Here is a 19,611-nt window from a genome sequence, read left to right as displayed (position 1 = left end):
AACGGTTTTATCGTGGTGCGTTGAGCGTCAACTTCATATGCCGGTTGACGTCCTTGTACAGGAGGTAGCGGAAACGGTCCGGTCCGCCTGCGTAGCAGGCTTGCGGACAAAAGGCCCGCAACCACATGAAGTCACCGGCCTCGACTTCGACCCAGTCCTGGTTCAACCGATAGACCGCTTTACCTTCGAGCACATACAGGCCGTGTTCCATCACGTGGGTCTCGGCGAACGGAATCACGCCGCCAGGCTGGAACGTGACGATGTTGACGTGCATATCGTGGCGCATGTCGTTCATGTCGACGAAGCGCGTCGTCACCCAGCGGCCTTCGGTGCCGGGCATCGGGATCGGCTCGATGTCCTGCTCGTTCGTCACGAAGGCCTCGGGTAGCGGCACGCCATCCACACGCTCATAGTGCTTGCGAATCCAGTGAAAACGGGCCGTGTCGCCGCTGCGATTGCGCAACGACCAGTCCGTGCCGGGCGGAATAAACGCGTAGCCACCGGACTTGAGAACATGCGCGGCGCCGTGCAGCGTGACTTCGATTTCGCCTTCGACAACAAAGAGCACGCCTTCGGCATTCTTGTCCTGTTCGGGACGCTCGCTGCCGCCGCCGGCACCGACTTCCATGATGTACTGCGCAAACGTCTCAGCGAATCCCGATAGCGGGCGCGCCAGTACCCATAGGCGCGTCTTCTCCCAGAACGGAAGATGGCTGGTGACGATATCCCGCATCACGCCTTTGGGAATGACCGCATACGCTTCGGTGAACATGGCGCGGTCTGTCAGCAGTTCGGTCTGGGCGGGATGACCGCCGTGAGGGGCATAGTAAGTTGTCCGTGACATTCGACACTCTCCTTGATAATTCACGTTAAGGTTCCGATGGCGGCAGGCCATGCACTGGCTTCTTGCCGGATAGCAGCTTCAGTGGACGGGGGTAAGTCCCGCCGTCGTGACCTTGAAATGCAAACGGGACAAATCGCCCCAGATTTGGCCTCTTCGGACAATGACCCGATCGGCCGGTACGGCGGCGACGGCGGCAGCCGCATTCGGCGCTTTCACGACGACGAACGTCGCCTCATTGCCGACCTTGAGTCCGTAGTCGTTTTTCTCCAGAACGGCAGCGCCCGCTTCCGTCGCCATGTGCAGGGCAACGCGCAACGCTTCGTCAGTATAGAAACCAGAGCGGTAGCCGACCAGCATGGCACGTTGCAACATGTCGCCGTTGCCATACGGCCACCACGCGTCCTGAATGTTGTCGTTACCGGTGAACACGCGAACACCTGCCGCGCGCAGTTGCAGGATCGGCGGGAACGCGCGGTCGCCCGGCGCGTTCGTCATGATCGATACACCGGCTTGCGCGAGCGCGACGGCTACGCGATCGACCACCTCGGAAGCGACGTCGCCGAGCCCATAGGCGTGGCTCACCGATACCCGGTCGTTCAACCCCGATGCCCGGGTACGCGCGGCAATACGATGCAGTTGATCAATACCTTGCTGCCCCGCCTCATGGAGGTGAATATCGATTTTCACGCCACGCTTTTCAGCAATGCCAAAGACAATGTCGAGCTGGCCTTCGGCGTCGCCATCCAGCGTAGTCGGATCGATACCGCCCACAACCTGCGCACCTTCGCGGGCTGCAGCATCGAGAATCTCCGCCGTGCCGGGACACGACACGACGCCTGCCTGCGGGAACGCGACGAGTTCGATATCCACGATGCCGCGCCATTTCTCGCGCGCTTCCATGACGGCATGCAGGTTCGCCAGACCCGTCGTCGCATCGACGTCGACATGGCTGCGCATCGCAATGGTGCCGAACGACGCGGCCTGGCGGATCAGCGCATCGGCGCGCTCGACGATAGGCGCGGCACTGGCCAGTTCCTGCTTTTCGATGGCGAGACGCTCACGCAGGCTCGCGACATCGCGATGAGGACGCCAACCATCGCCAACGAAGCTTTTATCGAGGTGAATATGTCCATCGACGAACCCGGGCAACACCAGACACCCTTCCAGATCGACGACCTCCGCGCTGTCGATCTCGGGGCGTTCCGCACCGATGCCGACCAAGCGACCCTCATGTACGGCGAGGTTGAGCGGGCTGCCGTCGGCGTCTATGGCATTGACGAATACGCGGTCGAACATGATTCTGCCTCTGCGAGTCAGGACGCATCCAACGCGCCCTGATCGGGTTGCGTTCGTCGCGCTGCATGGTCCTATGTGGGATCGATCGTTGCACCATATCGGACAGCCGCTGTATCCACAAATTAAATGTTGGAATGGCCTGTATTCATTTTCTGGATAGATCAGCGCGAACACCATTCAGCAACGGCTGCGCGATCTGGCACCTCCCCCTTTGGCGCACCCGCTCCCCGGCGCAACCATTCGTCATTCCTGGCGTTTACCCGAAAACCTCATTTTGTCGACTATTTATCGATAAATTATCGTGGTAGATTTCGTCGCCTGAGCGCGATTGCAACCAGGTGCAACTTGCCAGCACCCGAGTGCAACCGGCTCTCGCCAAGCGTCCGAAGCGGCGCGTGCAGCGGCAAAACAACGACATAGCAGCGACACAGGAGAACAGAATGTGGGTTTTGATTGGCGTGCCGATCGTCGTACTCGGCTTTGCATTGCGTTTCAACGCGCTGCTGGTGGTGACGATCGCGGGGATCGCCACCGGCGTTGCCGGCGGCTTGCAACCGGTGGAGATCGTCAGCGCATTCGGCAAAGCGTTCGCGGATAACCGCTACATGGGCCTGATCTGGCTGACGTTGCCGGTGATCGCGCTGCTCGAGCGCAACGGCCTGAAGGAACAGGCCAAGCACCTGATTTCACGTTTGCACGCCGCCACCACGGGTCGCGTGTTGATGCTGTATTTCGTGATCCGCCAGATCACTGCCGCGCTTGGGCTCACCTCGCTCGGCGGTCATGCGCAGATGGTGCGCCCGCTCATCGCGCCGATGGCCGAGGCAGCCGCCGCAAACCGCTACGGCGAATTACCCGATGCGGTGCGCCAGCAGATTCGTGCGAACGCGTCGGCGGTCGACAACATTGCCGTGTTCTTCGGCGAAGACATTTTCATTGCGATCCAGTCGATCCTGCTGATCAAAGGCTTCCTTGAACAGAACGGCATCATGGTCGAGCCCTTGCATGTGTCGGTGTGGGCCATTCCCACCGCGATCGCCGCACTCTTGATTCACGCCGTGCGCCTGATGCTGCTCGATCGCAATCTGTCGCACAAGATGAACACGCTGGGACTGGAACGGGGACAGGGACGAGGTATCGCACAATGATGATCAAACTCGAATCTCTCTACGTGCTGGCCGGTTTGATGTTTGCCGCGTTCGCGCTCTTCAATCTGCAAGACCGCTCGAATCCGCGCCGTCTCGTCAACTTCCTGTTCTGGGGCATCTATGCGATCACGTTCATGTTCGGCGGAGAACTGCCGCATTTCGTGACCGGTTGCCTCGCTATCGCGCTCGCCTTGATCGCCGGGTCCGGCAAGCTCGGCAAAGGCAAAACAGATAGCAATGGTGAAGCAGCCGCCGCGCGCCGCGAAGCTAACGCAAAGCGCTTCGGCAACACACTGTTCATACCGGCGCTGCTGATTCCGGTCATTACCTTGCTCGGCACCTTGACGCTGAAATACGTACCGTTCGTTGAACCGAACAATGTCACGCTGATTTCGCTGGTACTAGGCACGCTGGTCGCTTTCGGCGCGGCGCTCTTCATGTTGCGCGACTCGCCGGTGCACGCGTTGAAAGATGCGCGGCACACCATGGATACCGTGGGATGGGCAGCCATTTTGCCGCAGATGCTGGCCGCCCTCGGCGCGCTGTTTGCAATCGCCGGCGTGGGCCATGTGGTGTCAGACCTCGTGAAAACCTGGATTCCCGTCGACTCCGCGTTTGCCGTGGTCGCGGCTTATACATTCGGCATGGCGATCTTCACGATGATCATGGGTAACGCCTTCGCCGCTTTTCCGGTGATGACAGCAGGCATTGGTTTGCCATTGATCGTGCATCAATTCCATGGCAACCCGGCCATTCTCGGCGCGATCGGCATGTTGTGCGGCTTCTGCGGCACCTTGATGACGCCAATGGCCGCCAACTTCAATATCGTGCCGGCTGCGCTGCTGGAGCTGAAAGACCAGAACGGCGTGATCAAGGCGCAGTGGCCGACCGCTTTACTATTGTTGATCGTCAATACCATACTGTTGTACCTGTTCGTATTCCGTTTCTGAGGAGTCGCCGATGACTGTCCAACTCACGCCCGAATTCGCGTCCAGATTCGCCAATCTCGCCCTCGCCCACCTCACGCGCGAGTATCCGAACAAGCTGACCCACTCGCTCGCCGGTCCGCAAGATGTGCAGGGCCCGCGCGCCTTGCATCCGATTTTTTACGGCAGCTACGACTGGCATTCATGCGTGCATGGCTACTGGCTGATCCTGCATCTGCTCGACCGCTTTCCCGATCTGCCGGAAGCCGCGCGCATCGTCGCGGTGGTCGACGAGCACTTCACCGAAGCGAATGTGGCCGGTGAGCTTGCGTATCTCGACCTGCCGCACAATCGCGGTTTCGAGCGCCCGTATGGATGGGCATGGCTGCTTGCGCTGAGCGCGCAACTCCATTCGCTGAAACTATCGGAAGCCGCGCGCTGGTCCAAGGTCTTTGCGCCGCTGACCGAGACCTTTGTCGACCGCTTCGAGGAGTTTTTGCCGAAAGCGACCTACCCGCTGCGTGTCGGCACACACTTCAACATGGCATTCGCGCTTGCGCTCACGCTCGATTTCGCGCGGCAAACGTCGCGTGAATCGCTTGAGGCGCTAGTGGTGAACACGGCCGAGCGCTGGTTTCTGAACGATGTCGCTTGCCAGGCATGGGAACCCGCCGGCGATGAGTTTTTGTCGCCTTCACTGATGGAAGCGGAGTTGATGCGGCGCATCTTGCCGCCCGCGCAATTCGTTGAATGGTTCAGGCGCTTTCTGCCGGATATTGGCGCGAAGAAGCCCGCCACGCTGTTCGAACCTGTTACGGTGACCGATCGCACGGACGGCAAGATCGCCCACCTGGATGGCCTGAATCTGAGCCGCGCATGGTGTCAGCGGTCGCTGGCGCGCGCGCTGCCCGCCGGCGACGTATGCCGGACCATATTGTTCGATTCGGCCGAGCGTCATCTCCAGAGCGCCCTGCAGCACGTGGCCGGTGACTATATGGGCGAACACTGGCTGGGCACGTTCGCCACGCTCGCGCTGGAAGCGTGAGCGTGATTCAGCCGGCAGAGTCCGAGACTGCGCCGGCTTCGCGTATTACTGGCCGATCAGCTTTTTAGGCTTCGGCGGCGTCTGAACCTTGTTGTATTGGAACTCGGGCGTCGCCTTCAAGGCATCTTTGGTCGCACCGGCCAGATAGAAATTCCCCGAACGAATATCGAGCGCAGCGACAGGCACCGCTACGTCATGCGACGCCACGCCCAGGAATCCGCCGGCAGCGACGATGGCAGCGGACAGCGAGCCATCGGGCGCCACCACCAGATCGCGGATCGTACCGATTTTCTCGTTCTGGTCGTTGTACACGGCCTTGCCGAGAATGCTCTTCTTCACACTCCAGCCGCTCAGCAGCGCGTTCGACTGCTCGACGGTGACGCTCAAGGGTTGCGTACCGGCGACTTGTGCCTGCGCACCAAAACTGCTTGCAGCTACCGCGACCACAACAACAAGTTTGCTCAACCTCATATTTTTCACTCCGTTCCTGGTGGACTTGACCGGCGCAGAGTCTGCGCCGAAGGAATCGCTGCAAAACGATCATACAGACTACGCGGCGCGGCTGCATCCAGCCCGGCCATGCGAACGAACCCAACCCGCATCACGGCCGCAAAAAAGGTGAGGGGCACGGCCCAAAGCGCATAACGGTAAAATCAGGCCAGGCGATGACGCCCGATTAGAGGTGGAAGTTTGACTGAGCTTGAACAGGGTTTCATTTTGACCCGACACTGGCGGGATACACCCGCCGGCACGGAAGTGGATTTCTGGCTGGCAACAGACGGCGGGCCCCGCCACATCCGCCTGCGCCCTCAGCCTTCAGTGGCGTTCATTCCGGCCGAACACCGGGAGCGCGCCGAAACGATCCTGCGTCGTGAAGCGCCGCTCGATCTGCGCCCGCTCGACCTGTGCGACTTCCACCATCGGCCGGTGATGGGGCTTTACTGCCAGCAGTACCGGCAATTGACGGGCTTCGAGAAACGTCTGAAGCAAGGCGGCGTCGATGTCTACGAGGCCGACATTTTCCCGCCCGAGCGCTACATGATGGAGCGCTTCATCACCGCGCCGGTGTGGTTCGGCGGCGCTGCACAGTATGGCGGCCCGCTGCTGAACGGCGAATTGAAGCCGGCGACGAATTACCGTCCGCAGTTAAAGCTGGTATCGCTTGATATCGAAACCAGCGCGCACGCTGAGCTCTATTCCATCGCGCTCGAAGGTTGTGGGCAGCGTCAGGTTTATATGCTCGGACCGCCGAACGGCGACGCCAGCGGAGTCGACTTCGACCTCGAATACTGCGAAACCCGCGCACAGTTGCTCGAAAAACTGAACACGTGGCTGGAGCGGCACGACCCCGACGCGATCATCGGCTGGAACCTCGTGCAGTTCGATTTACGTGTGCTGCAGCAGCACGCTGAACAATATCGCGTGCCGCTGCGACTGGGTCGCGGCGGCGCCGTGATGGAATGGCGTGAGCACAGCCACAAACAGAACCATTTCTTCGCGGGCGCCGCAGGGCGATTGATCATCGACGGTATCGAAGCGTTGCGCTCCGCAACGTGGAGTTTCCCCTCGTTCAGCCTCGAATATGTATCGCGCTCGGTGTTGGGCGAGGGCAAGTCGATTGACAATCCCTACCAGCGCATGGATGAAATCCAGCGTCGCTTCGATGAGGATAAGCCGGCTCTCGCGCACTACAACCTGAAGGATTGCGAGCTGGTCACACGCATCTTTGCGAAGACCGAGTTGCTGCATTTTCTGCTGGAGCGCGCAACGGTCACCGGCCTGCCTGCGGATCGAAGTGGCGGATCGGTCGCGGCGTTCACGCATCTGTATATGCCGCGCATGCATCGGCAAGGCTACGTCGCGCCGAATCTCGGTGACGTAGCCGGTGCCGCGAGCCCCGGTGGTTTCGTGATGGACTCACGGCCCGGCCTCTACGATTCCGTACTGGTGCTCGACTACAAGAGCCTGTACCCGTCGATCATCCGCACGTTTCTGATCGACCCGGTGGGTCTGGTGGATGGCATGCGGAATCCCGGCGACGATCAATCGGCGCCGGGTTTTCTCGGTGCACGCTTCTCGCGCACCCGCCATTGCTTGCCGTCGATCGTCGGCCAGGTGTGGCAGGCGCGCGAGACAGCCAAACGCGAGCACAACAAGCCGCTTTCGCAGGCGTTGAAGATCATCATGAACGCCTTTTACGGCGTGCTCGGATCCACAGGCTGCCGGTTCTTCGACCCGCGTCTCGCGTCGTCGATCACCATGCGCGGCCATGAAATCATGCATACCACGCGTGAGCTGATAGTGGCGCAAGGTTACGAGGTCATTTACGGCGACACGGATTCGACTTTCGTGTGGCTGAAGCATGCGCATAGCGAGGAGGAAGCGAGCCGGATTGGCCGCGCGCTTGTCGAGCATATCAACGCGTGGTGGAAGGAGAATCTGCAGGCGCGTTTCGGGCTCGAGAGTGCGCTCGAACTTCAATTCGAGCGGCATTACACGCGTTTTTTCATGCCGACGATTCGCGGTGCCGAGGAAGGCAGCAAGAAACGCTACGCGGGCCTGACCGTTCTGCCGGACGGCAGCGAGGACATCGTCTACAAGGGGCTCGAAACAGTGCGGACTGACTGGACGCCGCTCGCACAACAGTTTCAGCAGGAACTCTACCGGCGAATTTTCAAGCAACAGCCGTATCAGGATTACGTGCGCGACTACGTGCGCGATACGCTTGACGGAAAGCTGGACGACCAGCTCGTGTACCGCAAGCGGCTGCGCAGGCCGCTTGGCGAATACGAGCGCAACGTGCCGCCGCACGTGCGCGCGGCGCGTGTGGCCGACGAGTTCAACCGGCAACAGGGACGGCCATTGCAATACCAGAACGGCGGCTGGATCAGCTACGTGATGACGACCGCCGGACCGGAACCGCTCGAAACCTTGCGCTCGGCGATCGACTACGAACACTATCTGACGCGGCAGTTGCAGCCGGTTGCCGACGCGATTCTGCCCCTGTTGCAAGATGACTTTACGACCTTGACGTCGGGGCAGAAACAGTTGTTCTAACCGCAATTTTGCTCAGAAATAGTGGATCATGCCCGTCACGACCGAGCGCTGGTTGATCCCGGCGCTAGCTGGTGAAGTGCTTGAGATCCCGAGCGTGCCTTGAGCATTGTTCCTGGACAGCCCCACCTCCGTGTACAGATCCGTCGATTTGGACAGCAGGTAGTGAACGCCAAGTTTGAAGAAGGCCCCATTGCGTTCGCTGTTCACCCTGTCAGCCAGATACGTATAGTCGGAAACAAGTCTGAACGCGGGGGTGATGTCGTACCGGCCGCCGACAGAATAGTAGTCTTGACTGCTTCCGGTTGCCGGGTCCTTAAAGTTCTGGAAATTCAAACTCGCCTTGAACACGCTACCCGTATAGGCAAGGAATACGGTGTAGGCTCTCGCTACCGTCTGATCGGTCAGGCCGGTCGGGTCGTTGCCCGAGATATAGCCAGCGCTCATGGATACGGGTCCCAGCGCGTAGTACAACGCGGCCGACACCTCCCGTTGGTTCTGGAAATCACCTGCAGTCCCGCCAAAGCTGTTCAATACGCTGGCGCTCAGGCCATAGATCGTCGGCGTCTGATACTTGACCGAGTTGTTGGCCCACGTGTATTGAAAGCCGTTGAAACCCGTGCGCGTCTGAAAGACCGTGTTTGCCACCGAGCCGAAATTCTCAAAACCGCTGGCGTCCGTGCGATAGAGCACTTCGATGAATGGGGTGTAATGGCGGCCGAACGAAAGCGTCCCGAGATCGTCTTTTCTCAATCCCACCCATGCGCCGCGATCGAACAGGAAGTTGCCCGCCGTGGTCGGCTGGCCCGAGTTGGTGCTCTTCCCGGAACCCGACAGAAAACCCGACTCGAGTTTGAACAGCGCGGCCGTCCCGCCCCCGAGATCCTCCACGCCTGAGAAGATCAGCCGGCTAACGACCAGATTCGCCTGGCCGTACGCCCACTGGTTCTTGTCAGCGGCGCCTACGCCATTCGTGAAACTGACGCCGCCGTCGATGATTCCGCTCAAGGTCACACTCGATTGCGCATGAGCTTCGACCATCACGAGAGAAGCGGCCAAAACGGCAATTATTTTCCTGTACATCCCTGGTCTCCATCACTCTGTTAAATGTAAATTCGCTCGCGCATTAAATTAGTGATACTAATTGTTATGGTTTGTTTCGCGGCCGCTGATAGATCTTGCACCGGCCGCGAACCTGACTAACGCGCGTAGCGCATCAGGAAGTCCCGCAGCGCGGGATTGACCCGTTCAGCGTGAGTCAGGTTGGGGGTATGGCCCGCTTCGTCCACAAGTACAAAACCTTTGCAGTTCGGCAATCCGGAAGCGAGCGATTCGCCGCAACGCGGGCTGATGGCAATGTCGTCGCTGCCATGGAAGACAATCGACGAATGGGTGATCTCGTGAAGCCGGGGTGTGATGTCGTCCCTTGAAATCAGCGCATCCACAGGATGCTCGAAATGCTCGGCAGCCAGCGCCATCCATTTCCGGATCCACACAGGCGAGGCTTCAAAGTCGACGCCGAGCAGGAACGCCGACAGGTCCGCAGCCACGTGTGCGGCACCATTTCTGGCCCACTCCCGCTTGAGCGTTTCGAACGATTGTTGAACTGCCTCGGAATCGACATCGCTTCGTGTCGATATCAGTGCGAGCGCCCGAAAGCGATCGGGTTCGAGCAGCGCGGCCCGCATCGAGAGAAAGCCGCCTTGCGACATGCCAACGAGCGACGCCGACGCCGCCTCCAGATGATCGAGCAGCGCTATCAGGTCTCTCGCCGAGTCCCAGTAGCTAAACGGCTTGTCCGTTGGGCCGGTCGCGCCGAATCCCCGTTGATCCCACACGACGCACCGGAACGCGTTGCTGAGTTCGGCGACGTTCGGCCGGAACATCTCACCATCCATCAGAAATCCGTGACTGAACACCACAATCGGTGCGTCAGTTGGACCGGTTTCGTTGTAGCCGAACCTGATCCCTTCGCGTTCGAAATATCGCATGTGTCTCCTCCTGATCTCAGCGTTTTCCTGCACTCATCGTGGTACTCACTATATGGCCACTGCCACCAACAGACCTGACCGAAACGAATGCCGACTTGCCGGATCGTCCGAATTTTTATTGCTTGAGCGCTGCAACATACGCGGAAACGGCAGCTATTTCGTCATCGCTCAGGAGCGGCACGATCAGGCTCATCAGCTTTCCCTTGCCTCCGCGCGCACCGCTCTTCCATGCGTGGAGTTGCGTTTCGACGTACTCTTCGTGCTGGCCGGTGATGCGCGGAAAATCCGGTTCGATACCGGCTCCCGCCGCCCGGTGACATGAAATGCACGCGGGCGCGCCGTCCTTGCCGCCATGGGTATAGATCAGTTTTCCGGCATCGACGAGGGCGGGATTTGAAGCCGCACCCTGCGCAGGCTTCTGGGCCGAGTAGAAAGCCGCGAGCGCTTTCATCTCGTCTGGCGTCAGGTCTTGCACCATCGATTGCATGATTGCGTTGTGCCGCAACGGCGGCACACCCGGGCCACCCTTGAACTGCGTGAGCTGTTTATACAAATACTCCTGATACTGGCCAGCCAGGCGCGGATAGGTACCGACCGTACTGTTTCCGTCGACGCCGTGACAGGCCGCGCAGCGCTGGGTCGTCAGTTCTCCGATACGTATCTGAAGATTGTCGGCACGTGCGACGCCCGCGGCGCCCAGCAGCATGCCGGCGACCAGCGCCGCGCGCGCCGCACGGCGCGTCATGCCTCGTTTGAAAGCGTTTCTACCCATTGACGTGTCTCCTCGCATTTGGTTTAGTGAAGCCTATTCGAATCAACGGTTTGCGTCCTTGCAGCAGAATCCCGCTGCTTACCGTTGAGTCTGGTTTTTGTTGGTTGGAAGCGCTGCGGCAGGACTGAGGTGGCGTTTCCGCAAGGAGACATGTTGAGCATCACGACCGTACCGCACGACGCGGACAAACCCGTCTGGATCCTGCAAGGCCACTTCGGCCGCGCGACGGTGAATCTCATCAGCCGCCCGCTTGTCGCGCATGCCCATTCGCAATACCAGTTTCTGTTCAAACTCGGGGGCAGCGATTGCCATTTCCGCATCGAAGGCGAAGACTGCATGCTCACTGATGAGCGCGCAATCTGTATGAATCCATGGGTTGAGCACGCGAAAAGCAGCAGCAACGACGCACCGTCGTTGATTCTTTCGCTCGTCATCGAAGCACCATGGTTGCGAACGCGACTGCAGTTGGCTGACGGCGGAACCGCGAGCATCTTTCCGCAGCCCGCCGTGGTCGTCACGCCGGACGTGCGCCACCATGTAGACCGGATCGCAGCGGCCATCACGAATCATCTGGTGGCCGAGGACGATCGCTGCATGCATATTCTTGAAGACCTGATAACCGCGCTGGGCCGCGATTTCGCGGATCCGGTACTGACCGCGGGCATGACGCCGTCCGGCAGGCCCGTCGATTTCCGTATTCGCAAGGCACTCGACTTCATCAAGCACGCACCGGTCGCCAATCCCACGGTCGCGCAGGTTGCGGCTCAGGTCGGGCTGTCGCGCTCACGGTTCTTCGAGCAGTTCCGTCGCTGCATGGGTATTTCGCCCCAGCACTACATCGATTGGGTGCGCATGTCTCATGCCATTCACCTGCTCGGCGCCAGCAACAAACCGCTTTCCGATGTCGCCACCGAACTGGGGTTCGAAGAACATAGCCATTTCACGCGCTTTTTCGCTCAGCACATGGGTGTTCCGCCCAGTGAGTTTCGCCGGCACTCCGTCAGCCTGCGTACCGAAACACCATAACGTCGTCACGACAGCGCGATTCTTCATACATGGAGGGGCGCCTCGTCTACGCCCCAAGTCCACCGATCACCCAATCACCCAATCACCCAATCACCCAATCACGCAATCGCGAGACGGTGTGCCACGCCACCGCGAAAGGCGGCGTGGCCCTGAACGCAACGATCACGGGGTCGCGTGGCTACCACGTTTATCCCGCGTAAGACGTGTCGGCCACCACCGGATTGCGTAGCACGCCGAGTCCGTCGATCTCGACCTCGACGCAGTCGCCAGGCCGCATGTGAACGAGACCAGGCGTCGGAAACGGCCCGTATTGACGGCTCAGATCCTGACCTTCTTTGTCATCGGCTTGCGGCTTCAGCGCGCCGGGCGTGCCCATTGCAATGAAATCGCCCGGCCGCAAGCGGTACCCCTGGCTCAGGTAGCTAACCACTTTCGCCACATCCAGCAGCATGTCGTCCAGCGGCGCACGTTGCCGCACGACACCGTTGACGCGCGTCAGGACCGAGTGCGTCGCGGGGTCGCCGAACTCATCGCCCGTCATCAGCCATGGCCCGTACGAACCGGACGCCTCGAAATTTTTGCCGAGACCGAACTGGCGATTGTGCATTTGATATTCGCGCACGGATCCTTCATTGATACACGTGTAACCCGCCACGTGTTCCATGGCCCGCTCCACCGGAATGAAGCGGCCAGGCTTGCCGATCACGACGCCCAGTTCGCCTTCATAGTCGAAAGCGCGTGCAATCGCTTCAGGCGGCGCGATGATCGGTTCGTTACCGCCCACGTAGGAGGCGGCCGTACGCATGAACAGGTGGGGGAACTCCAGCGAGGTCTGCAGACCGGTCTCGGCAATATGGCTCTTGAAGTTCAGCGCCAATGCCCAGATTGCATTCGGCCGCTCGAGAAACGGCTTGAGCGTGACGTTGGCGAGCAAGTGGGCTCCGTTCCGGCCTAGCGCGGCTTGCCGGAGCCGTGCCAGACCGTCCTCCTGCTCGAGAATCGCAATCAGGGTGGTCGGCAAATCCGGCGCGATGTCGGCAATGGCCAGGAAATGCGTCGGGCTGGTGACGACACCCAGCGCGATCTGGTCGCCATCTGCGTAAGCGATAATTTTCATGATCGTGGTCTATCCGTAAAGAAAAAGCAGGAAATTGAAATCTGGATTGGCGAGCCTGCGTACTGACGGGCGCCCCGAAGGCCCCGCAGAGCGCGCGCCCCTACCCCGCTGGCAGCAAGCCGGCGGGCGTTGAATCGCAGCAGATATTTAGTGGATGCTTAGTGCTCTGCCACCGCGTTACTGCCGAAATCGCATGCGCTTCTGCGACCGGCCAACGCCAGCGCGCCGAGCACAAGAATCGCAGCCACCGCGGGCAGCACAGCCGTCAGGACGATCTCGCGTGCGGGCCAGCCTATCGACAGCAGGGCACCGCCAATCGCCGGGCCGACGAAGGAACCGACTCGCCCGACCGCATGGCCCCAACCCACACCGGTCGCGCGTATTTGAGCGGGGTAGAACGAAACCGCGAGTGCGGTCTGCCCCATGATGCCGTTGACGAGACCGGCCCCGATCACGGCGATGAGCAGCAGCGCGATGCCAGGTGCGACGGCAATCTGGCTCAGCACGACGATGCTCAGGATCATGAGCACGCCCCCGAGCGTCAGCGCCGACTTCAAGCGGAGCTGGCCGCCGATCGTCATCATCGCGACGGCCACTGTCATGAGGATGTTGCCGCCCAATCCGCCAATGCTGAAGGCGGCCATGCCGACCGATGCATGATCCGGCGCAAAACCGAAGTTGGGCAGCAGCGTGGGCAGCCAGAACAGCAACGCATAAACGTCCGTGAAGATCAGAAAGGAGAATGCCCACAGCAAGCAGGTATAGAGGCCGAGTCCCTCCTTGAACAGCACCTTGAACGGGTTGGACGTCCGCACGGCTGCGCTGCTCGCGCTCGCCTTGCCCTCGGCCGGCAGAATCCTGAAGAACACGGGCACGAGGCAGAACGGCAGCACACCGCCAACCACGAAGATCGACTGCCAGCCGAACGCGCTCATCAGCGGGCCGCCCGTCACCCCGCCGATCACCGCGCCCACCGACATGCCGGTCGTCACCAGCAGCGACGCCGCCACTTTGTGTTTCGACCCAATAATGCTGGCCGACGCGGTAATGGCGATCGGCAATGCGCCGCCCAGCCCAATGGCCGCGATCAGGCGGAGGACCGACAGACTGACGACGTCAGCCGTGAACATCGTCACGAGCGTGCTCCCGCCGAACAGCACGACACTCGCGAGACCGATGAGCCGGTTGCCGAACCGCTGTGCAAGCGGCCCGCTGATCATGAAACCGATTGCCGCGCCGATATTCGTCGCCACGAATACCGGCGTAAAACGCGCGGGCGCGAGGCTCCAATCATTCGCCAGCTTCGGCACGACAAACGAAATCGACGTGGTGTTGAAGCCGTCGAGCACAATCACCAGAAAACACACCAGCAGGGCCCACAACCAGCCAGAACCCTGCTTCTGCCCTGGGTCGCCGGGCGTCGCTACCTGCTTGTCTTTCGCATCCATCAAATCATCTCCTTGCAACTCGCGCGCAGCGCACGCGAGCCGCGCGGGACCGGCGGCGGCGCGCCAGAATCAACCGCCCCGAGTCCGGAATAAACCTGTCAGGTTCGTGTAAACGTCGAGATACGCTGCTGCAGGGCCGCCGAAAAGATGTTCTTGGGCAGCATGCAGTGGATGCCCTTCGGCGGAATCGTCGCGTACACCGTGGCGGTCTGGTTCGCGTACTGCGTGACGCGAAAACTGCCCGCCACGCTGAAGATGCCGTAGCAGTCCTCAGGCGCAATGCCGGTCGCGGCGGAGAGCCAGCCGATCATCTGCCGCAGACATGCCACCAGCGAGTTGTCGAGCGAGTCGGCAAAACCGAAGCCGATCCAGTGGTCCGGTGCCTCCGCCATCGGCACGTTCAGTGCCGCACGCTTGTGCAGCACGTATTGAATGCGCATTTCTTCGAAGGCCGTCTCGATCGAGGTCTGGTCGACGTTGCCTTCGCCTGACGCACCCATCGAGCCGCCCGTCCAGACGCGGCCGCCCGCCACATGAACCGGCAGCATGATCGATGTGCCGATACCGAGTACGGCGCAATCCAGATTGCCGCCGTAATTGCCGGCAAGGTTCGCGCTAACCGGCTTATCGCCTGGCGGCTGCGTGCCGATATACGCCTGAAATGGGTTCAATGGAATGTTGACGCCGGGCACATACGCGGCCGCGGTGCGCTCCTTGTCGAACTTCAGATAGCGCAGGTAGGGCTTGAAATCATGCGGCAGCGCGCCGACGCCCGGAGGCGCCGAATTCCAGCCCCAATCGATCGGGCGCATACTCAGCATCCGGCACTCGATCAGATCGCCCGCCTCGGCGCCCTCCACCACGACCGGGCCAATCAGCGAGAACGCGCCGTTCGGATACTTCTTGCGGATCGGCTCGCGCTCCTTGAACGTCATGCCGTACTTCGCTTCATTCCCCCAGTTGGTCCACGTACCGTCGTACCACACCGTGTCGCCCGATTTGACGGCAGCGGCGACCGGCGTGTCCGGCTCCATCTGACCTACACGGACGGTCTCTTCCGAAGGCACGAGCCTGACGAGTGCGCCGTCCGGAGAAGTCAGTCCACTGGTTTGCCCAGCCGTTGCCGTGCTTTGCGCACGGACCGCGCGCGGCAACCCGAACGCGCCGGCAGCCAGCACGCCGAAACCGAGCTTAAGCATCGTGCGACGGCAATGGGCGGTTGCATCCAGCGTCGTCGCGCTACCCGCCTGCGATGCGCTCTCCGTGACGACGGATTGGGCATCATGCTGTGTCTGTGTCTCGCTTTTCATAGGGTTTCCTGATTTGTTATCGATGCATCGGCCTGAATCACCGTGCGGTCGATGCGCCGATCGATTCAATCGCGCCCTTGACCATCTGTTCATCTATGTCAGAGGGCGCCCCGCTCGCACCCAGTGCGCCGAGCAGATGTCCTTCGGAAAAAATCGGCAGCACGCCTCGCCCGGGCAGAAATGGCGCGTAATAGCCGGCGCTGGAAACATTGCTGTACTCCGAGGGATCATCCCTGAAGCGTTGTTCCAGCGTCGCCCCTGACTGTCCGCCGAGCGCGACAGAGGCGAAAGCCTTGCCGCGCGCGAAGTCGAGGCTCGCAAAAGGCGCCCCGTCCATGCGCGCCGCGGCGATCAGATGACCACCCGGATCCACCACGGCGAAGCTCAGCGCGACATGATGTGCACGAGCCTCGGCGATGCCGGTATCAATCAGCTTCATCGCCTGAGTCAAGCTCAGCGAATAGGCTCTGACCACCGCGCCCTCTTCCTGCGTGGGTGCCTGATCGGCCGCGACGGCTCGCTGTGCGCCGACGACACACAGCGAGCAAAGCGACACGACCGCTGCCGCCCTCATCAACCGAAACGGACTATTGAACTTCACACTCGTCTCCTCTTTGTTACCGAGCGGCATGACTGCGCGACTCGTTTCAACCTGAAGCGTACGTCTCGATAGTTCGCACGCCATAACCGAAAAGCCCGCGCACTTACCGACGAGTCCGATTAATCCCAGCGTGTTTGTAGAAGTCACGCGCACCGTGCGTGTGGCGCGCTCTGAGCGATTGGCACGCTAACTGACATACAAACTGGCACCCTGACCAGGCGCGCGCCGTCCCTCTCGAAACGGATCTGCCGTATCAACTGCCGGGGCTCTAACCAGGTGGAGATGACTCGAACCAGGCGCTGCACCAGGCCGCGAGGCTCCGTTTCAGGATCGGACGGACATCGTCAAACAAGAAGCGCCGCATCTCGCGGCGCTTCGGCACACGCCGGTCGTGAATCGTTCACCCAACCCGGCGATGAAAGCGGTGAATTCTGATTTCGTCCCACACCTCAGCGGCAAAAAGCGGGTCGTTGCGATTGAATGCCTCGACTTCGCCGCGCGTTTGCGCTTCCACCAGAAAGAAGCTGCCAATCTTGTTCTCACCTATGTCGTCCACCAGGGGACCGGATGTGACCAGTGTGATCGGCCCACTCTCCAGATACGCGCGATGCTGCGGCGTGTTGGCTTCGCGAAGGGCTAAGGCACCCGGTTTATCGGTGCAGTAAACGATCCAATGCATGATGTACAGTTCCTATCGAAGTCAGACAGGATTGGTATGCGCCTGCTGGGCAGCACAAGGAATCCTGTCGTCGTGTTCATTGCTTTAATCGTGTCAATCGCTTCATTGCCCGGAAGCGGGCGTTGCATTGACTGGCTTAGGTGCCGTCTTGCGCTCCGCGTCCTGCAAGTTCTGTGGATAGCTGGTCAGATCACCACCTGGCTGATAGCCATTTTTCTCAAGCACTTTGAGATCGGCATTTTTCCTGGCGCGGGCGGCCTTGCGCTGCGCCTTGCGAATCTGCTTCGGCGTGGACGCAGCGGCGGCGCCGGACGCTGGCGCGGTGAGCGCATCGGACGACTGAGCGAACACAGTGGCCGTATCAAGCAGCGCAAAAGTAAAACAGAAGGTCGCGATCACCTTCCGGGACGCGAAGCGAAGTTGAATCATGGACGGCATCTCCCGAATAACCTGGACAGAGGAATGACCTCTACGACAAAAGCTGATGCAGTATCAGTCCATCGGGACCGAACCTGGTGCGCGCCTCGTCCTATGGTTTACCGGATGCTCCGATTTTTTAACCTGCAAATCCGCATGGCGAGTCACGACGATCGTGCACCAGCAGCGGTATCGGCAAGATGCAACGCTGTTGCCCTGCCGATGTCGCCCGTTGCGCCGATGATGACGCAGACCGTCCTGCCGACGGCCTGCATGCCTAACCCTGTTCAAGAATGGAATGTCGGCCGCTGCCACAACCGGCCACCGGCGCTGAGACCAACTGTTTTACGCGAAGGAGTCAATGTAGTCGGCCATGAGAAGGCACGGGCGACAACCACTTTCGAATTTCGGACAACCGTCGGTATCGACCGGAAGACGGCTTTCCCGGCCTCAGAAGCTGGTGCGCAAACCAATGCGCGCAAGCGTTTGCGACCGGTTGCTCGCCGCGCCGTCCGGTTGTACCAAACCGTTGATCCACGCCTGCGTCACTGCCGCGTCGCCGCCCGCACGCTGATAAATCGCTTCAACGTAACCGGTGGTGCGTTTCGAGAAGTTGTATTGCAGCGCCGTGGTGATTTGCTGTGCCTTGTTGTCCAGCAGCACGTCGTTGCCTTTCATGTACGTATAGTCGAGACCAAGGGTCCAGGCCCCGGAGATCGTCCACGCCGCGCCGCCCTTGTAGACATTGATCGTCGCGCCGCTCGCGGTATTTTTCGTATTCGTGTACAGCAGCATCGCCAGCACACTGCCGAAGTTATAGTGCGTGCCTGCGCCGAAGTTGCGGATGCCGTCGTGACCGTTGCCCAGTTGCGGATATTTCACTTCGACGTACGCCGCCCCCACGCCGAAAGGACCATTCGCGTAGTTCGCACCGAAGCTCATCGTCGAGTCTTCGGAGAACGAACCGGGCACACCGCCAAACCCATAGAGCGCGCCGAAAGTGAATCCTGAGATATCCGGGCTGCGATACTTGACCGAGTTCGCCACGCGCGTCGCGCCCGCCATCCGGTCGAAATCGAACGAGCCGGTCGGATTGTTCGGCACGCCCAACGCGGCAAACGGCCCCTGGCGAAAATCGTAGATCCCGCCGAACAGGAACGCGCCGTCATACAGGCCGAGCGTCAGCGTCTCGAACATGAAGTCGTACTGGTTGCCGAATGTCAGCGAACCGACGCGCTCGTTGGTGAGTCCGACGAGCGCTGTGCGGTTGAAAAGCTGCCCCGCGCCCGGAATCGTCGCGCCGCTGCCCAGATCGAACTGCGACGTGAGTTCGAAGATCGCCTTGTTGCCGCCTCCCAGGTCTTCGCTGCCTTTGAAGGTCAGCAGATCCGGCGATAGCACGCCGCTGTCGAACAGCGTCGCGGCGCCTCCATGCTGGTTGTTCACATACGTCACGCCCGCGTCGATCACGCCTTGCAGTGTCACGCTGCTTTGGGCGCTCGCAAAACCCGGCGCCATCAACGCGACCGTGCAGCCTGCTATCGAAATGCGCTTCGATTTCGTCTTCTTCATGCCTGTCCCCTTCCGTCGTTGTTGAATATGTTTCGCTGTTCAATACGAATGGCAATACGCGTAAGTGCGGCACCCTGGCATGGGCCGTCGATGCACAAGCCGTCTTCGAAACGGAACATCGCGCTGTGATGTGCGCACATCAGCAATTCGGCGTCGTAAGCCCAGAACGTGTTCGGCTCGTAGTTCAGCGGAATCGAAAAGTGCGGGCAGACGTTGCGATAGGCCCAGGCGTCCTCGCCCCGGCGTAATACGACGATGCCTGGTGCGCCGGTTTGCTCTGCGGCGATTTCCAGCGCGCCGCCATCGGGAATGTCGTCGAGCGTGCACAAAAAACCTGCTCGAGGTTCGGGACTTGCCGCGTTCAT

19 protein-coding genes are annotated in these 19,611 nt (G+C 60.5%); 5 read left to right on the top strand and 14 right to left on the bottom strand.

The window, feature by feature from the left end; all coding sequences use genetic code 11:
• Window positions 1-7: 7 nt before the first annotated feature.
• Together PQQ96_RS03050 and PQQ96_RS03045 are read right to left on the bottom strand one after the other, a co-directional pair.
• On the bottom strand, window positions 8-844 hold the full coding sequence (locus PQQ96_RS03050; protein ID WP_408288570.1) for a bifunctional allantoicase/(S)-ureidoglycine aminohydrolase: 837 nt from the start codon (window positions 842-844) through the stop codon (window positions 8-10).
• Between the two features lie 78 nt (window positions 845-922).
• Window positions 923-2,140, bottom strand: a complete 1,218-nt coding sequence (locus tag PQQ96_RS03045) for an amidohydrolase family protein (RefSeq protein ID WP_408288567.1) — start codon at window positions 2,138-2,140, stop codon at window positions 923-925.
• Between the two features lie 440 nt (window positions 2,141-2,580).
• Between PQQ96_RS03045 and PQQ96_RS03040 the strand changes: the two genes are divergently transcribed.
• Genes PQQ96_RS03040 through PQQ96_RS03030 form a run of 3 tightly spaced genes read left to right on the top strand, consistent with a single transcriptional unit; the run spans window position 2,581 to window position 5,259 of the window.
• Window positions 2,581-3,288, top strand: a complete 708-nt coding sequence (locus tag PQQ96_RS03040) for a DUF969 domain-containing protein (protein WP_408288564.1) — start codon at window positions 2,581-2,583, stop codon at window positions 3,286-3,288.
• A complete protein-coding gene (locus PQQ96_RS03035) occupies window positions 3,288-4,238 on the top strand; it encodes a DUF979 domain-containing protein (RefSeq protein ID WP_408288622.1) in 951 nt (316 codons plus the stop codon). The genes PQQ96_RS03040 and PQQ96_RS03035 overlap by 1 nt, the downstream gene beginning before the upstream one ends.
• A gap of 10 nt (window positions 4,239-4,248) precedes the next feature.
• On the top strand, window positions 4,249-5,259 hold the full coding sequence (locus tag PQQ96_RS03030; protein ID WP_408288561.1) for a DUF2891 domain-containing protein: 1,011 nt from the start codon (window positions 4,249-4,251) through the stop codon (window positions 5,257-5,259).
• Window positions 5,260-5,304: 45 nt separating this feature from the next.
• Here the strand turns inward: PQQ96_RS03030 and PQQ96_RS03025 are convergent, their stop codons facing one another.
• Window positions 5,305-5,730 carry a PRC-barrel domain-containing protein gene (locus PQQ96_RS03025; protein WP_408288558.1) on the bottom strand — a complete coding sequence of 142 codons (426 nt, stop codon included), beginning with the start codon at window positions 5,728-5,730 and terminating at the stop codon, window positions 5,305-5,307.
• A 219-nt stretch (window positions 5,731-5,949) separates the two neighbouring features.
• Between PQQ96_RS03025 and PQQ96_RS03020 the strand changes: the two genes are divergently transcribed.
• Window positions 5,950-8,316, top strand: a complete 2,367-nt coding sequence (locus PQQ96_RS03020) for a DNA polymerase II (RefSeq protein WP_408288555.1) — start codon at window positions 5,950-5,952, stop codon at window positions 8,314-8,316.
• A gap of 12 nt (window positions 8,317-8,328) precedes the next feature.
• On the opposite strand, the gene PQQ96_RS03015 is transcribed toward PQQ96_RS03020, so the two are convergent.
• The 3 genes from PQQ96_RS03015 to PQQ96_RS03005 form a co-directional block, all read right to left on the bottom strand.
• The gene (locus PQQ96_RS03015; RefSeq protein WP_408288552.1) at window positions 8,329-9,396 is read right to left on the bottom strand and encodes a porin; all 1,068 of its coding nucleotides are present in this window, start codon (window positions 9,394-9,396) and stop codon (window positions 8,329-8,331) included.
• Between the two features lie 116 nt (window positions 9,397-9,512).
• Window positions 9,513-10,304 (bottom strand): alpha/beta fold hydrolase, encoded by a 792-nt coding sequence (locus PQQ96_RS03010; RefSeq protein WP_408288550.1) that lies wholly within the window; start codon window positions 10,302-10,304, stop codon window positions 9,513-9,515.
• A gap of 115 nt (window positions 10,305-10,419) precedes the next feature.
• Window positions 10,420-11,076, bottom strand: a complete 657-nt coding sequence (locus PQQ96_RS03005) for a c-type cytochrome (RefSeq protein ID WP_408288547.1) — start codon at window positions 11,074-11,076, stop codon at window positions 10,420-10,422.
• A gap of 150 nt (window positions 11,077-11,226) precedes the next feature.
• On the opposite strand from PQQ96_RS03005, the gene PQQ96_RS03000 reads away from it, so the two are divergent.
• The gene (locus PQQ96_RS03000) at window positions 11,227-12,102 is read left to right on the top strand and encodes a helix-turn-helix transcriptional regulator (protein WP_408288545.1); all 876 of its coding nucleotides are present in this window, start codon (window positions 11,227-11,229) and stop codon (window positions 12,100-12,102) included.
• A gap of 187 nt (window positions 12,103-12,289) precedes the next feature.
• On the opposite strand, the gene PQQ96_RS02995 is transcribed toward PQQ96_RS03000, so the two are convergent.
• From PQQ96_RS02995 to PQQ96_RS02960, 8 genes are all read right to left on the bottom strand, one after another.
• Window positions 12,290-13,219, bottom strand: a complete 930-nt coding sequence (locus PQQ96_RS02995) for a fumarylacetoacetate hydrolase family protein (RefSeq protein WP_408288542.1) — start codon at window positions 13,217-13,219, stop codon at window positions 12,290-12,292.
• Window positions 13,220-13,377: 158 nt separating this feature from the next.
• Window positions 13,378-14,667 carry an MFS transporter gene (locus PQQ96_RS02990; protein WP_408288539.1) on the bottom strand — a complete coding sequence of 430 codons (1,290 nt, stop codon included), beginning with the start codon at window positions 14,665-14,667 and terminating at the stop codon, window positions 13,378-13,380.
• Between the two features lie 98 nt (window positions 14,668-14,765).
• Window positions 14,766-15,977 carry an acetamidase/formamidase family protein gene (locus PQQ96_RS02985; protein ID WP_408288537.1) on the bottom strand — a complete coding sequence of 404 codons (1,212 nt, stop codon included), beginning with the start codon at window positions 15,975-15,977 and terminating at the stop codon, window positions 14,766-14,768.
• 37 nt (window positions 15,978-16,014) lie between these two features.
• A complete protein-coding gene (locus PQQ96_RS02980; RefSeq protein WP_408288534.1) occupies window positions 16,015-16,608 on the bottom strand; it encodes a GlcG/HbpS family heme-binding protein in 594 nt (197 codons plus the stop codon).
• Between the two features lie 370 nt (window positions 16,609-16,978).
• Entirely contained in the window at window positions 16,979-17,257 is a 279-nt protein-coding gene (locus PQQ96_RS02975) for a YciI family protein (RefSeq protein ID WP_408288531.1), read from the bottom strand.
• A gap of 102 nt (window positions 17,258-17,359) precedes the next feature.
• The gene (locus PQQ96_RS02970) at window positions 17,360-17,656 is read right to left on the bottom strand and encodes a hypothetical protein (protein ID WP_408288528.1); all 297 of its coding nucleotides are present in this window, start codon (window positions 17,654-17,656) and stop codon (window positions 17,360-17,362) included.
• Window positions 17,657-18,124: 468 nt separating this feature from the next.
• Window positions 18,125-19,246, bottom strand: coding sequence for a porin (locus tag PQQ96_RS02965; RefSeq protein WP_408288526.1), 1,122 nt, complete (start codon window positions 19,244-19,246; stop codon window positions 18,125-18,127).
• Window positions 19,243-19,611 (bottom strand): Rieske (2Fe-2S) protein, encoded by a 369-nt coding sequence (locus PQQ96_RS02960; protein ID WP_408288524.1) that lies wholly within the window; start codon window positions 19,609-19,611, stop codon window positions 19,243-19,245. The genes PQQ96_RS02965 and PQQ96_RS02960 overlap by 4 nt, the downstream gene beginning before the upstream one ends.

This window comes from Paraburkholderia sediminicola (assembly GCF_046027825.1).
GTDB classification, from domain to species: Bacteria; Pseudomonadota; Gammaproteobacteria; order Burkholderiales; family Burkholderiaceae; genus Paraburkholderia; species Paraburkholderia sediminicola_D.
The sequence above is the reverse complement of the archived record's forward strand: the minus strand, read 5'-3'. Positions and strand labels throughout refer to the sequence as shown.